This window comes from Antrihabitans auranticaus, from assembly GCF_016481275.1.
Classification (GTDB): domain Bacteria; phylum Actinomycetota; class Actinomycetes; order Mycobacteriales; family Mycobacteriaceae; genus Antrihabitans.
Window position 1 is genome coordinate 245,420 of sequence record NZ_JAEMNW010000007.1, and the last position, 16,273, is coordinate 261,692.

The following is a 16,273-nucleotide window of genomic DNA, read 5'->3' on the forward strand; positions in this document are numbered from 1 at the left end:
CCGTTCCTCGCTGCGCTGCGGTACTCGCTGCGATGCTCCGAAAGGTCCCCCGCTCGTGACAACGATAGATACGGTCCTGGTTGCCAACCGCGGCGAAATCGCGGTCCGGGTGATCCGCACTCTCAAGGCGATGGGCATCCGGTCGGTCGCGGTGTACAGCGAAGCCGACGCTGGTGCGCGGCACGTTCGCGAGGCCGACGTCGCGGTTCTGCTCGGTCCTGCCGCAGCGCGCGAGAGCTACCTCGACATCGACAAGGTCGTCGCGGCCGCCAAGCGAACCGGCGCGCAAGCGGTGCACCCGGGCTACGGCTTCCTGTCCGAGAACTCCCGGTTCGCCGCGGCCCTCGATGCCGCGGGCATCGCGTTCATCGGCCCGCCGACCCGCGCGATCGACGTCATGGGCGACAAGATCACCGCAAAGAACGCGGTGGCAGAATTCGGCGTACCGATCGTGCCGGGCATCGCCAAGCCCGGTCTCACCGACGCGGAACTCATCGCGGCGGCCGAAGACATCGGCTACCCGGTTTTGGTCAAGCCGTCCGCCGGTGGCGGCGGCAAGGGCATGCGCCTCGTCGAAGAACCCGACATGCTCGCCGAGGCCCTCGCCAGCGCGCGTCGTGAGGCAGCGTCCTCGTTCGGCGACGACACCCTGTTCCTCGAACGTTTCGTATTGCGCCCCAGGCATATCGAGGTGCAGGTTCTCGCCGACCAGTACGGCCACGTCATCCATCTCGGTGAACGCGAATGCAGTCTGCAGCGCCGTCATCAGAAGGTGATCGAAGAAGCGCCGTCGCCGTTGCTCGACGAGAAGACCCGCGCCCGCATCGGCGAAGCCGCGTGCAACACCGCACGCAGCGTCGACTACACCGGCGCCGGAACGGTCGAGTTCATCGTGTCCGCCGACAGCCCGGACGAGTTCTTCTTCATGGAGATGAACACCCGACTCCAGGTCGAGCATCCGGTGACCGAGATGGTCACCGGCATCGACCTCGTGGAGTGGCAGGTCCGGATCGCGGCCGGGGAAAAGCTGACGATCGGCCAGGACGACGTCACGATGACCGGTCACGCGATCGAGGCCCGCGTCTACGCCGAGGACCCGTCGCGGGATTTCCTGCCGACCGGCGGGACTGTGCTCGAACTGGTCGAGCCGACCGGCAACGGTGTCCGGGTGGATTCCGGACTGTTCCGCGGGACCGCCGTCGGCAGCGACTACGACCCGATGCTCTCGAAGGTCATCGTCCATGCCGACGACCGTCGTGGCGCGCTCCGCAAACTCGATCGCGCACTGGCCGGCACCGCCGTCCTCGGTGTCGTGACCAACATCGAATTCGCGCGGTTCCTGCTCGCGGATCCGGATGTCGAAGCAGGGCGTCTCGACACCGGACTGCTCGATCGGCGCGTCGCCGATTTCGTGGCCGCCGAGGTCCCCAGCGACGTCTTCATGGCCGCCGGTGTGTACCGCTGGCTACAGGGATGGTGTGGCGTCGAGACCGCCGACCCGTGGGCCGTGCCGTCGGGCTGGCGCGTCAGCGGACGGGCACGGAGCGCGTTCCGATTGTCGACGCCGACGCTGACCGGGCACGTGTTCATTGCGGGCAGCCCGACCGATGCGACCGTTGCGATAGAGGACGGCGAATCTCACTCGCTCGCTGCCGATCTCGACGGAACGCGGTTGTCGGTCACGATCGACGGGCTGCGTGCCACCTACGTCGTCGTCGAGGAGGACGGCCACATCTGGCTCGCCGGAGCAACGGGAGTGTTCCTCGTCCGCGAGCTGGAAGAAGTCAACGTCCGCGTCGGCGACGTCCACGCGGGCCAGGCCGAAATCACCAGCCCGATGCCCGGCGCGGTCATCGCGGTCAACGTCGAGAACGGTGCCGAGGTCACAGCCGGAACCGCGATCGTCGTCGTCGAGGCTATGAAGATGGAGCACGCGCTGCGCGCCCCGATCGACGGCACCGTCGAACTTCTGGTCGGCGCCGCCGACCAGGTCAAGGTCGACCAGGTACTTGCCCGGATCGTTCCACCTGCGGACGAAAATTCAACCAGCACAGCACAAGACAAGGATGCCGACCGATGACCGACACATTCGCTGCGGGGCTGCTGCCCGAGGAGTACCAGGACCTGATCAAGTCGGTCCGCGACTTCGCTCAGACCGTCGTTGCGCCCGTCGCGGCCGAGCACGACGCCAATCACACGTTCCCGTACAAGGTCATCGAAGGCATGGGTGACATGGGCCTGTTCGGCCTGCCGTTCCCCGAGGAGTTCGGCGGCATGGGCGGGGACTACTTCGCGCTGTGCCTCGCGCTGGAAGAACTCGGCAAAATCGACCAGAGCGTGGCGATGACCCTCGAAGCCGGTGTCTCGCTCGGTGCGATGCCGATCTACCGCTTCGGCAACGACGCGCAGAAGCAAGAGTGGCTGCCGCAGTTGACAAGCGGCAAGGCGCTGGCCGGCTTCGGGCTCACCGAACCCGGCGGCGGCAGCGATGCCGGCGCGACCAAAACCACAGCCCGCCTCGACAGCGAAGAGTGGATCATCAACGGAAGCAAGCAGTTCATCACCAACACGGGCACCGACATCTCCCGCCTCGTCACAGCGACCGCGGTGACCGGAACGCTCGAAGGTGGGCACAAGGAAATCTCGAGCATCCTGGTCCCGACGGGCACCCCGGGGTACACCGTCGAGCCTGCCTACAACAAGGTCGGTTGGAACGCCTCCGACACACACCCGTTGACGTTCCAGGACGTGCGCGTGCCCGAAGAGAATCTGCTCGGCGAGCGCGGCCGTGGGTATGCCAACTTCCTGCAGATTCTCGACGAGGGGCGCATCGCGATCTCGGCGGTCGGCGCCGGAGTCGCGCAGGGTTGCGTCGACGAATGCGTGAAGTACGCGAAGGAGCGCGAAGCCTTCGGCAAGACGATCGGCCGCTACCAGGCGATCGCGTTCAAGATCGCGCGCATGGAGGTCCGCGCACACGTGGCGCGGACTGCGTACTACGACGCGGCCGCACTCATGTTGGCGGGAAAGCCCTTCAAGAAGCAGGCCTCGATCGCGAAGATCGTCTCCAGCGAAGCCGCGATGGACAACGCCCGCGACGCCACGCAGATTTTCGGTGGCTACGGGTTCATGAACGAATACCCTGTCGCTCGGCACTACCGCGACAGCAAGATCCTGGAGATCGGTGAAGGCACCACGGAGGTTCAGTTGATGTTGATCGCGCGGGACGCCGGACTGTGACACAGCCCAAGAAAATCACCCAACGCGGGTTGTGGTTCGAGGAGTTCGAGACCGACGTCGTCTACGAGCACCGCCCCGGCCGCACGATCACCGAAGCCGACAACGTCTTCTTCACGACGCTGACGATGAATACCCAAGCGCTGCATTTGGATGCGGCGTTCAGCGATGCGTTGCCGCCGTTCAACAAGCGTCTCGTGAACTCGATGTTCACGCTGTCGACGCTCGTCGGTCTGTCGGTCGCGCAACTGACCCAGGGCACCATCGTGGGCAATCTCGGTTTCTCCGAGGTTGCGTTCCCGAAGCCGCTGTTCCACGGGGACACGATGTATGCCGAAACAGTCGTGACCGAGAAGCGGGAATCCAAGTCGCGGCCGGGGGAGGGCATAGTGACTTTTGCCCACACCGCACGCAATCAGCACGGCGACGTCGTCGCGCTGGCAGTGCGCAAGACCCTTGTGAGAAAGGCGCCGGTTCAGTGAGTTGGATTCCGCCAGGCCCCGCATGGTTGTTCTGCCCAGCCGATCGGCCGGAGCGTTTCGCGAAGGCAGCGGGCGTCGCCGACGTCGTCATCCTCGACCTCGAGGACGGCGTCGCACCGGCACACAAGCCCGCCGCCCGGCAGGCGCTGATCGACACCCCGCTCGATCCGGCGCGGACCGTCGTCCGCCTCAACAGTGCGAGCACCGACGAACTGGAACTCGACCTCGCCGCACTGCGCAAGACCGAGTACCCGACCGTCATGCTCGCCAAATGCGAATCGGCGGAACAGGTTCGCTCGCTCGCGCCGCGTGAGGTGATTGCGCTCATCGAGTCGCCGCTCGGCGCGCTCGCCGTGGTCGACATCGCGCACGCCGCCAACACGGTCGGCCTCATGTGGGGCGCGGAAGATCTGGTTGCAGGCCTCGGCGGAACGGGCAGTCGTGGGCCGGACGGGCTGTACCGGCACGTCGCGCAGGAGGTGCGCTCGACGTCGTTGCTCGCCGCGAAGGCGCATGGCAGGTTTGCACTCGACGCGGTTTTCGTCGACATCAAGAATCTCGACGCGCTCGCCGTCGAGACCGCAGACGCCGTGGGCGTTGGCTTCGACGGCAAGGTCGCAATTCACCCGACTCAGGTCGGAGTCATCCGAAACGCATACGCGCCCGCCCCCGCCGAGTTGGACTGGGCGACGCGCGTGGTCGCCGCTGCGGAGTCGGAGCGTGGCGTGTTCGCGTTCGAAGGAAAGATGGTCGACGCGCCGGTACTTCGACATGCTGAGCAGATCGTTCGCCGCGCAACTGCTGCTGCCGAGAAGTAACAGGAGGATCGATGACCGAACCGCAATGGGTGCCGACCGCCGACGATATCGCGGGGGCGAGGATCACCGACTTCGCCAACTTCATCCAACGCGAGATCGGTCTCGAGCTGCCCGACTACCCGTCGCTGTGGCAGTGGTCCGTCGAGAACCTCGACAACTTCTGGACGGCCGTGTGGGAGTACTTCGACATTCAGTCTCCGGACCCCGGTCCCGCTTTGGAGACAACCGAAATGCCAGGCGCCACATGGTTTCCGGAGGCGCGGCTCAATTACGTCGATCAGGTGGTGCGGAACGCGCGCGCGGATCGCCCGGCGGTCGTCCATGTCGAGGAAGACGGCTCGACGGTCGAGGTGTCGTGGGCCGAGCTACTCCGGCAGGTCGGCGCGCTCGCGGCGACGCTCCGCAATCTCGGTGTCGAACCGGGCGACCGCGTCGTCGCATATCTGCCCAACCTCCCCGAAGCAGTCGTGGCTTTCCTCGCGACTGCGAGTCTCGGGGCGGTGTGGAGTGCGTGCGGCCAGGACTACACCGCGAAGGCTGCGCTCACCCGGCTCGGCCAGCTCGATCCGACGGTGCTGATCGCCGCCGACGGCTACCACTTCAACGGCAAGACGCACGACAAGCGTGGCGAGGTCGAAGAGTTGCAGGAAGGGTTGCCGACGCTCCGCGCGACAGTCCTTGTGTCGAACTTGGGAACGACGCTCGAGCACGCGCAGGACTGGGCGGACGCAATCGCCGGCGAGCATGAACTGTCCACGAAAGCGCTCCCGTTCGATCACCCGCTGTGGGTCGTTTTCTCCTCCGGCACAACGGGGTTGCCGAAGGGCATCGTGCACGGCCACGGTGGTGTGCTCCTCGAGCACCTCAAAGCGATCGCGCTGCACTCCGACCTCGGTCGCGACGACACCTTCTTCTGGTACACGAGCCCGAGTTGGATGATGTGGAACTTCCAGGTCGCCGGGTTGCTCGTCGGTTCGACGATCGTCACCTATTCCGGCTGTCCGACGTATCCGCAGCCGGATTCGCTGTGGGGCATCGCCTCGCGCATGCGTGCGACGGTTTTCGGAACGAGTCCGGGCTACGTACTCGCATGTGCGAAGGCCGGCGCAGTTCCGAAGACGGATCACGATCTGTCGGCCTTGCGAACGGTCGGCATCACAGGATCGACCCTGCCACCGTCGTCGGCGTTGTGGCTGCGCGACAACGTCGGTGAGACAGTTCCGGTTGCGTCGATCAGCGGTGGCACCGACGTCGTGTCGGCGTTTATCGGCGGTGTCCGGACGGTGCCGGTGTGGCCTGGCGAGTTGTCGGTACCGTTCCTCGGCGTCGCGTTGGATGCATTCGACGAGAACGGCAAGACCGTGATCGGCGAGGTCGGCGAGTTGGTGATCACGCAGCCGATGCCGTCCATGCCGATCCGCTTCTGGAACGACCCCGACGGGCATCGGTATCACGACGCGTACTTCGACACCTATCCCGGAGTGTGGCGTCACGGCGATTGGATCACGATCACCGACCACGGCAGTGTCATCGTGCACGGCCGTTCCGATTCGACGTTGAACCGCAACGGCATTCGCATGGGTAGTGCCGACATCTATCAGGCCGTCGAGCGGTTGCCCGAGATATCGGAGGCTCTTGTGATCGGCGCGGAGCGACCGGACGGCGGGTACTGGATGCCGCTGTTCGTCGTGCTGGCGCCGGGTGCCGAACTCGACGACGACCTCATCGGCCGGATCAAGTCGGCGATTCGGGACGAGGCTTCGCCGCGGCACGTGCCCGACGACATCATCGCCGCACCGGGCGTCCCGCACACCCGGACCGGCAAGAAGCTCGAGGTGCCGATCAAGCGGATCTTCCAGGGCGGCGACGCTGCCAGGGTCGTCGACCGCAGCGCTGTCGACGCACCCGAATTGATCGATTGGTATGCCGCAGAGGGTGCGCAGCGCATTTCCGCCCGCAACTGAACCCTCTTTTTCGTGCGCCGGCGTGCGCCCCAGATCCACACGCCGGCGACGAACGCTCGACCGGACCCCTCACATGATCGGGCGTTGAGTCGAATATAGGCGCTATATGCTGTCATGGGGTATGCGAATCGCGATCAAAACCGACTTTGCGTACGTTTTGCGGGATGGCAATTCAATCACAGTAGAGTCCGGTCCATGACCAGCCTCGACCTTCGATGACCGTTCACTTCATCGGTGCCGGACCTGGCGCGGCCGATCTCATTACGCTTCGCGCCGCGCAGTTGCTCGGCTCGAGCCCCGTATGCCTGTATCCCGGCACCTATATAGACGACGCCGTCCTTGCGCACTGCCCGCACGGCGCAGAGCTTGTCGACACGCAGTACCTGGATCTCGATCGGATCACCGCAAAGGTGATCGATGCGCACCTCGCCGGGAACGACGTCGCCCGGCTGTGTTCGGGGGACCCGTCGATCTATTCGGCCCTCGCCGAACAGACGAAGCGTCTCGACGCCGCGGGCGTTCCGTGGGACGTGACGCCCGGTGTTCCGGCCTACGCTGCGGCCGCTGCGCTGCTGGGCTCGGAATTGACCGTGCCCGAGTTGACGCAGTCTGTCGTTCTGACCCGGGCGCACGCGCGGTCGACGGCCATGCCCGAGTCCGAAGCGCTCGCGAACTTTGCGGCAACGCGGGCGACCCTCGTGTTGCACCTCGCGATCACCCGCGTTCGGGAGCTCGCCGCGGCGCTTGTCGGTGACTATGGCGCCGAGTGCCCGGTCGCCGTCGTCTACCGCGCGAGTCAGCCCGCCGAGGTCGTGCTGCGCGGCACGTTGAGCGACATTGCCGGCAAGGTCGAATCCGCCGACCTGCGCCAGGCGGCCGTCATCATCGTCGGACCCGCTCTAGCGCCACGCGCGGTCGCCGGGTCGCATCTCTACGATCCGGAGCGCTGTCGCCCGACCCCCGAGTCGTGAGCGTCACAGCTGTCACCCAGCGGTCGCGAAACGCTCGGTCAGTGCGAGTGCGCGACCAACTGACTGGGCGGTAGATTGGATCGGTGACCATCCACTCGAACGTGTTGTCGTATGCAGCGGTGCCGGCTCGAGATCTTCCCCGTCAATGGGCACGTGCTGTCGCCTGAGGGCTCGACAATCGCCCAGATGTCGTATTTCGCTGATCGCGAACTGCTCGCATTACGGCGGCAACCCTGTAACGGCCCGTGTTCACAGCACAGATAGATACTTGGTGACCTTTTCGACTCGATGATGATTGCTACTTTGCACGGTTTTGCTAGTCCGAGGTTGTGGACCAGATTGCGTAATCCGGAAAGAGGTTAGTGTTGGACCAGCGAGATTTCGACGAGAGCGCGGCCGACGCCCGGGAGGCCGGGTCGGGGATGTTCCCGTTGTCTCCCGCGCAGCTCGGAATCTGGTACGCGCAGCTCGTGGATCCCGAGGTGCCGATCAACATCGCCCAGTTCGTGGATCTCTCCGGCGATCTGGACGTCGACCTTCTGCACCGCGCGAGCTCCGCTGCTGCCCGTGAGATCGGTTCGGGCTACCTCCGCATCGTCGAGCACAACGCCGAACCGCAACAGGTCATCGACTACTCCCTCGACACGACGCCGACCTACGTCGACGTCCGCAGCTTCGCCGATCCAGAGGCTGCCGCTCTCGAGTGGATGCGCGCCGAGTACAGCAAGCCGATCGATATCCTCAAAGACCGGCTGATCGTCGCGGCAGCGATTCAGTTGGAAGAGCACCGGTGGTACTGGTACTCGCGGGCCCATCACGTTGCGCTCGACGGGTTCGGCTCGATGACGTTCCTCAACCGGGTGGCCGAGCACTACAGCGCCACGATCGAGGGCCGGGAGCCGACGGACGCGAAAGCCGGCGAGCTGCAGGACCTCTACGCGTCGGAGATGACCTACCGCGAGAGCACCCGGTTCCAGAACGACAAGGCCCACTGGGCGCAGCGCATCGAGGGCCGCGAAGAAGGCAGCAGCCTCACCGGTCGGACGGCGCCGCCCGCGCCCGTCAACGGCATCGCGAGCGCCGCCTTCTCCGCCGATGAGTCCTCGCTCCTCGCCACCGCCGTCAAACGGCACGACACCTCGTCCGCGTCGCTGCTGATTGCCGGATTCGCAACCTATCTCGCGCAGCTGACCGGCGAACAAGACGTCATCCTGACGCTGCCGGTGACCGCACGCACGACTGCCGTGATGCGCCGTTCCGGCGGCATGGCCTCGAACGCCGTTCCGTTGCGGCTCGACGTCGGCCACGAGCGCACTGTCACCGACATGCTGAGGGCCGTTACCGTCGAGGTATCCGGTGCACTCCGGCACCAGCGTTACCGCCACGAAGACATTCGACGAGATTCGTCGTCACGCAGCACAACCAAGGAGTTTTTCGGTCCTTGGGTGAACATCATGCTGTTCCACAGCGAAATCGAGTTCGGCCCGATGATCGGCCGGTTGAACGTGCTGTCCACGGGCAGCATCGAGGATCTGGGCGTCAACTTCTATCAGTCGGTCGGCGGCGCCCGTGCGCACATCGACTTCGAGACGAACCCGAACCTGTACAGCGAGAACGAAGCGCGCTTGCACCACGCGCGCTTCATGGACTTTTTCGAGCGCTTCCTCGCTGCCGAAGGCGACACTCCGGTGTGGTCGATCCCGGTCACCACCGAGGACGAACGAGATCTCTCGGTCATCGGCTGGAACGAGACGGGCCACGATGTGCCCGATACGACGCTGGTCGAATTGCTGGACGCGCAGATCGCGAAGTCGCCCGGCAACATCGCCGTCGAGTTCGAGGGCGAAGCGCTGACGTACGCCGAGTTCGACGCTCGTGTGAATCGCCTGGCCAGGTACCTGATCGGCAGCGGTGTCGGACCGGAATCGCTTGTCGCCCTTGGGATGCGGCGCTCGCTCGAGCTCGTGATCGGCATGCATGCCGTGCTCAAGGCCGGTGGCGCGTACGTGCCGATCGACCCCGATCATCCGGCCGAGCGGACGAGCTACATCCTGCACAGCGCGGCCCCCGTCTGTGTGCTCACGACGTCGCGCGACGACCTCGACCTGCCCGGTGACATTCCTGTCCTGACGATCGATCAGCTCGATCTCACCGACCTGTCTGCGGACCCCGTCCGGGCCGCCGACCGCATCGGCACCCTGGTGCCCGCGAACACGGCCTACGTCATCTACACGTCCGGTTCGACGGGGCGGCCCAAGGGTGTCGCGGTTACGCATCGCGCGATCGTCAACCAGCAGCTGTGGATGCTCGCGGAGTACGAATTCGATTCCAGCGACGTCTATTTCCAGAAGACTGCCACCACGTTCGACGTGTCGCTGTGGGGCTACTTCCTGCCGTTGCTGTCGGGCGCGAAGCTCGTCGTTGCGACGCCGGACGGGCACCGCGACGCGGCGTACGTCGCCGCCGAAATCGAAGCGCACGGCGTGACGATCACCGACTTCGTGCCGTCGATGCTGACTGTGTTCGTGGGTCAGGCAACTCGCGAACAGTGCGCGACCCTGCGCCACGTCTTCGTCATCGGTGAGGCGTTGCCACCCGAGTCCGCTGGTGCGTTCCGCAGGATCAGCTCAGCTGGGCTCCAGAACCTGTACGGCCCGACCGAAGCCGCGGTCAGCGTCACGAACTGGGAGTGCACCGAAGACGACGTCGTCTCGGTCCCGATCGGCAAGCAGGAATGGAACGTCCGGGCCTACGTGCTCGATGCCAGGTTGCGCCCGGCCGCGGTCGGGGCGCCCGGTGAACTGTTCCTTGCCGGAAGGCAATTGGCCCGAGGGTATCTCGGCAGGCCGGACCTGACCTCCGATCGTTTCGTCGCCGACCCGTTCGGTGAGCCGGGTGCGCGGATGTACCGCACCGGCGACCTCGTGCGGTGGCGCGCGGACGGCATGCTCGATTACATCGGCCGCACGGACTTCCAGGTGAAGTTCCGCGGGCAGCGCATCGAACTCGGCGAGATCGAGACCGCGCTGCTCGCCGAACCGTCGGTCAGCCAGGCGGTCGCGCTCGTCATGGACACCGCGACCGGTGAACAACTGGTCAGCTACGTGGTGCCGACTGCCGGTTCGAGCCTGGATTCGGCCGCGCTCACCCGTGCGGTCGGGCTGCGGCTCCCGAGCTACATGGTCCCCGCGTCCATCACGGTCCTCGACGCACTGCCGCTCAACACGAGCGGCAAGCTCGACCGAAAAGCGTTGCCGGCGCCCGTTTTCTCGTCGGCCTCGGAGCGGTTCCGTGCCCCGCGCACGCATGCCGAAGAGATCGTCGCCGGAGTGTTCAGCGACGTGCTCGGCATTTCGCGGATCGGCATCGACGACAACTTCTTCGAACTCGGCGGCAACTCGCTCGTGGCGACGCAGGTCGTCACGCGGATCGGTGCTGCCTTCGGGATCCAGCTCGGTGTCCGCGTGCTGTTCGAGACGCCCACCGTCGCGGGAATTGCGGCACGCGTCGACACCGCCGAGCGCGCCGACGCCACGCGCCCCGCCCTGGTTGCGCGACCGCGACCGGAACGCGTTCCGCTGTCGCTCGCACAACAGCGAATGTGGTTCCTGAACCAGTTCGACCCGACAGTTCCGACGTACAACCTGCCCTTCGTGGTGAAACTTGTCGGCACCGTCGACCTCGACGCCCTCGCGGCGGCGCTGACAGACGTCATCGAGCGGCAGGAGACGCTGCGCACGGTCTTCCCCGAGTCCAAGGAGGGCGGCTACCAGCACGTCATCCCGATCGAGGACGTCCGACTCGACTGGCACGCCGAGCGGATCGACGAGGCGGACCTCGCCGACCGCCTTGCCGACTTCGCGGCGCAGGGCTTCGACGTATCGAGTGAGCTCCCGATTCGGGTACGCGTGTACCAGGTCGACGACACCACCTACGCCGTCGCGTTCGTGGTCCATCACATCGCCGCGGACGGTGTGTCGTTCGGCCCACTGTCGCGCGACGTCGCGACCGCATATCTTGCCCGTGCGAACGGCGAGGCGCCCGCGTGGGAACCGCTGCGCGTGCAGTATCGCGACTACACGCTGTGGCAACGTGATCTGCTCGGCGACGAGGCCGACGCGGAATCCATCTTGTCGCGCGAACTCGCCTACTGGACAGAAGCTCTCGCGGCGCTCCCCGAGCAGCTCGACCTGCCGTCGGACCGGCCGCGCCCCGCCGTGCAGACCTTCGGCGGCAGCCGGATCGCCTTCGCCATCACCCCGGAACTGCATGGGCGGCTTGCCGCATTGGCGCAGTCACGCGGTCTGAGTCTCTTCATGATCATGCACAGTGCGCTGGCCCTGTTGCTGGCTCGCCTGAGCGGATCGTCCGATATCGCCATCGGTACACCGATCGCGGGCCGTGGTGAGGAAGCGCTCGACGACCTCATCGGCATGTTCGTCAACACGCTCGTCCTGCGCACAGAAGTCGACAGCGTCGAGAGTTTTGCCGACGTGATGTCGCGGACCCGCGAAGCCGACCTCGCGGCATTCGCGCACTCCAACGTGCCTTTCGAACGGCTGGTCGAGGTGCTGAATCCAGCGCGCTCGCAGGCCAGGCACCCACTGTTCCAGGTGATGCTCTCCTTCCAGGACGCTGCGCCGTCGACCTTCGATCTGGGTGGGCTCTCCGTCAGCGGCCACGAACTCGAGGTCGACATCGCCAAGTTCGATCTGCAGTGGACGATGGCCGAGCACCGCGGCTCGATGGGTGAGCCGAACGGTATTGCGGCAACGGTGTCCTTCGCCACCGACATGTTCGATCACAGCACCGTTTCCAGCTTCGCCGACCGATTCCTGCGGGTGCTCGATGCCGTTGTGGCGGATCCTGAAGTGGCAGTTCGAGATATCGAGATTCTCGACGCGGACGAGCGGAATCTTGTTCTCGGTGAATGGAGTTCGGCCGAACACGACGTTCCGAGCTCAACGGTCATCGAACGGTTCTACGCGCAGGCCGCAGCGACGCCCGATGCGGTGGCGCTCGTGTTTGCCGACGAGGAGCTGACCTACGCCGAGTTCGCGGCCCGGGTCAACAAGCTCGCGCGCACACTGATCGCCGAGGGCGTCGGCCCTGAGTCGTTGGTAGCCATCGGTATTCGGCGCTCTTTCGACATGCTCGTCGCGATGTATGCGACATTGGCGGCCGGTGGTGGCTACGTTCCGATCGACCCCGATCATCCGGGGGCCAGGACGCGATACGTCCTGGAAAGTTCGGCACCTGCCTGCGTGCTGACGACGACCGGTGACGATCTCGCGATCAACGGCGACTACGACGTGCTCGAACTGGACACGCTCGATCTCGGCGAGTTCTCCGGCGCGCCGATCACCGCGGCGGAGCGGCTCGGCACCGTCTCGCCGGCGAACATCGCGTACGTCATCTACACGTCGGGTTCGACAGGCCGCCCCAAGGGTGTCGCCGTCAGCAACAGGTCGATGGCCAACCAGATCAGCTGGGTGACATCGGAATACGGCATCAGCGCCGACGACGTCGTGCTGCACAAGACTCCTGCGACGTTCGACGTGTCGGTGTGGGAGTTGTTCGGCACCCTCGTCGTCGGTGGCCGGATGGTCATCGCAGCTCCGGATGGCCACCGGGATCCGATCTACCTGTCCGACATCATCGGCGAGCACGGCGTCACCATGACGTCGTTCGTACCGTCGATGTTGTCGGTCTTCGCAGGATCGGCTTCGGCGGCCGACTGCGAGTCGCTGCGAATCGTTCAGGTCGCCGGTGAGGCACTGTCGGGATCGACCGTCGCCGCCTTCCGCAACGTCAGCAACGCGGGTGTTCACAACCTGTACGGTCCGACCGAATTCACTGTCCACGCAACAGCATTCGAGATCACCGAGACGACAACCAGTGCGGTGCCGATCGGCCGCCCGGTGTGGAACTCTCACGTGTACGTACTGGACCGGGGACTGAGCCCCGTTCCCGCCGGTGTGCCGGGTGAGCTCTACCTTGCGGGCGCGCAGCTGGCACGCGGGTACTACGACCGGCCGGACCTCTCCGCCGACCGGTTCGTCGCGGATCCGTTCGCCGCGGGCCTGCGGATGTACCGCACCGGCGACGTCGTCACCTGGCGGCCCGACGGCAACCTCGATTACATCGGCCGCGCGGACTTCCAGGTCAAGTTCCGCGGTCAGCGCATCGAACTCGGCGAGATCGAAGCCGCCGTTCGGACCTACCCGGGCATCACACAAGCCGTCGCGCTCGTTGTGGATACGGTCGCCGGCGATCAACTCGTCGCCTACCTCGTCGCACCGGACGGTGAGGTGGATACCGGCGCTGTGAAATCCGCGCTGGTGCGCTTGCTGCCGAGCTACATGGTCCCGTCTGCACTCGTCGTTCTCAACGAACTGCCACTGAACCCGTCGGGCAAGCTCGATCGGCGCGCGCTGCCGTCGCCGGTCTTCGAGGTCCGGGAGTTCCGGGCGCCGACCACTCCTATCGAGGAGATCGTCGCCGAAATCTTCCGCGAGGTGCTCGGCGTCGCTCGTGTCGGTCTCGACGACGACTTCTTCCGTCTCGGCGGCAACTCCCTGATCGCAACGCAGGTGTCGTCGCGCCTCGGAACGGCGCTGGACACCAGGGTCCCGGTCCGCACGATCTTCGAAGCGTCGACGGTTGCCGCGCTCGCCGCGCGCGCCGAGTCGCACGTCGGTGCCGGCGGTCAGAAGGCTCTGGCGGCCCGCCCGCGTCCCGAGCGAATCCCGCTTTCGCTTGCGCAGCAGCGCATGTGGTTCCTCAACCGCTTCGACATGCAGTCGGCGGTCAACAACATTCCGATTGCCATCCGCCTCACGGGTGAATTGGATGTCGCCGCGCTGCAGGTCGCGGTCATCGATGTGATCGACCGGCACGAGTCGCTCCGAACGGTGTTCCCTGACTCGGGGTACGGCCCGCAGCAGCTCATCCTCGATGCGGCGCAGATCGTTCCCGACCTGACTCCGATCGAGACCTCGAACGAGGGACTTGTCGCCGAACTGATCGGGCTCGCCTCCGTCGCGTTCGACGTCACGGACGAAGTGCCCTTGCATGCAAGCCTTTTCGAAATCGGGCCGACAGAGTATGTACTCGGCCTCGTCGTGCACCACATCTCTGCCGACGGTTGGTCCATGGGCCCACTCGCCAGGGACGTCATGGTCGCCTACGCGGCGCGCGCGACTTGGGAGTCGCCGGCGTGGGCACCGCTTCCGGTGCAGTACGCCGACTACGCCCTGTGGCAGCGCGATGTGCTCGGTTCGGAGGAGGATCCGAAATCGATCGTCTCGCAACAGGTTCGGTTCTGGTCCGAGGCGCTCGCGGGTATTCCCGATCAGCTGGACCTGCCCTCCGACCGTCCGCGACCGGTCGTCGCGTCCAATCGCGGTGGCACCTATGCGTTCTCGGTGTCCGCGGACATGCAGGCCCGCCTCATCGACCTTGCGCACGCGCACAACGTGTCGCTGTTCATGGTCATGCACGCGAGCCTCGCGGTGTTGCTGTCGCGGTTGGCGGGAACACCCGACATCGCGATCGGTACGCCTGTCGCAGGCCGTGGTGAGCAGGCACTCGACGACCTGATCGGCATGTTCGTCAACACCCTTGTGCTGCGTCTGCAGGCCGAGTCCGATCTGACGTTCGTAGATTTGCTCGCGCGCGCTCGCGAAACTGACCTCGCTGCCTTCGGTCACGCGGACGTGCCTTTCGAACGGCTCGTCGACGTACTCAACCCGGCTCGTTCGCAGGCCCGGCACCCGCTGTTCCAGGTCATGCTGACCTTCCAGAACACCGGTCAGGTCTCACTCGAACTGCCGGGGCTGAGCATTGCGAGCGTCGACTTCGACGCCAACCTCGCAAAGTTCGATCTCCAGCTCACGCTGAACGAGATCACTGCCGAAGATGGCAGCCAGGCCGGTTTGTCGGCTGAGTTCTCTTATGCGACTGATCTTTTCGATCAGTCGACGGTGGCGTCGTTTGCGGAGCGGTTTGTTCGGATTCTCGAGGTTGTGCTCGCGGATGCGAATGTGGCTGTGGGTGATATCGAGTTGCTCGAGGTTGCCGAGCGGCGTCGGGTGCTGGTGGAGTGGAACGACACCGGTTTTGCGGTGGATTCTGCGGCGACGTTGGTGTCGTTGTGGGAGTCGCAGGTCGTGGCGTCGCCGGATGCGGTGGCATTGGTCTTCGAGGGTTCCGAGCTGACGTATGGCGAGTTGGCGTCACGGGTGAATCGTCTTGCGCGGTGGTTGATTGCGCAGGGTGTGGGTCCGGAGTCGCTGGTCGGTTTGGGGATGCGCCGTTCGCTGGATCTGGTGATCGGGATGTACGCGGTGGCGGTTGCCGGTGGCGGGTATGTGCCGCTGGATCCGGATCATCCGGCGGATCGGATCGCCTACATTCTGGATACGGCCCGTCCGGTGTGTGTGTTGACCACGGGGGCGGATGATTTCGCTGCGCCGGGTGCGGTGCGTGTGGACGAGTTGGATGTCGCCGGTTTTGCCGACGGACCGGTGTCGGATGCTGAGCGGACTTCGACGTTGGATCCGTCGAACACGGCGTATGTGATTTTCACGTCGGGGTCGACGGGTCGGCCGAAGGGTGTTGCGGTTTCCCATGGGGCGATCGTGAACCGGTTGGTGTGGATGCAGTCGGCTTATGGGTTGGGTGCCGATGATGTGGTGTTGCAGAAGACGCCGGCGACGTTCGATGTGAGTGTGTGGGAGTTCTTCTGGCCGTTGCAGGTTGGTGCGCGGTTGGTGGTGGCGCGGCCGGATGGGCATCGG

Annotated in this window: 7 protein-coding genes; all 7 read left to right on the forward strand. The window is 65.4% G+C overall.

Annotation, left to right across the window (positions count from 1 at the left end; genetic code table 11):
• The first annotated feature begins 55 nt into the window (after nucleotides 1–55).
• Nucleotides 56–2,080 carry an acetyl/propionyl/methylcrotonyl-CoA carboxylase subunit alpha gene (locus JGU72_RS25435; protein WP_199686887.1) on the forward strand — a complete coding sequence of 675 codons (2,025 nt, stop codon included), beginning with the start codon at nucleotides 56–58 and terminating at the stop codon, nucleotides 2,078–2,080.
• A complete protein-coding gene (locus tag JGU72_RS25440) occupies nucleotides 2,077–3,240 on the forward strand; it encodes an acyl-CoA dehydrogenase family protein (protein WP_199686888.1) in 1,164 nt (387 codons plus the stop codon). The genes JGU72_RS25435 and JGU72_RS25440 overlap by 4 nt, the downstream gene beginning before the upstream one ends.
• Complete coding sequence (locus JGU72_RS25445) at nucleotides 3,237–3,719, forward strand: MaoC family dehydratase (protein ID WP_199686889.1); 483 nt, start codon at nucleotides 3,237–3,239, stop codon at nucleotides 3,717–3,719. The genes JGU72_RS25440 and JGU72_RS25445 overlap by 4 nt, the downstream gene beginning before the upstream one ends.
• Entirely contained in the window at nucleotides 3,716–4,537 is an 822-nt protein-coding gene (locus JGU72_RS25450; RefSeq protein ID WP_199686890.1) for an HpcH/HpaI aldolase/citrate lyase family protein, read from the forward strand. Before JGU72_RS25445 ends, JGU72_RS25450 begins: the two co-directional genes overlap by 4 nt.
• An 11-nt stretch (nucleotides 4,538–4,548) precedes the next feature.
• Nucleotides 4,549–6,501 (forward strand): acetoacetate--CoA ligase, encoded by a 1,953-nt coding sequence (locus tag JGU72_RS25455; RefSeq protein ID WP_199686891.1) that lies wholly within the window; start codon nucleotides 4,549–4,551, stop codon nucleotides 6,499–6,501.
• A 215-nt stretch (nucleotides 6,502–6,716) separates the two neighbouring features.
• On the forward strand, nucleotides 6,717–7,472 hold the full coding sequence (gene cobM, locus JGU72_RS25460) for a precorrin-4 C(11)-methyltransferase (protein ID WP_199686892.1): 756 nt from the start codon (nucleotides 6,717–6,719) through the stop codon (nucleotides 7,470–7,472).
• Between the two features lie 365 nt (nucleotides 7,473–7,837).
• A partial coding sequence (locus tag JGU72_RS25465; RefSeq protein ID WP_233532969.1) for a non-ribosomal peptide synthetase occupies nucleotides 7,838–16,273 on the forward strand: 8,436 nt, incomplete at its 3' end.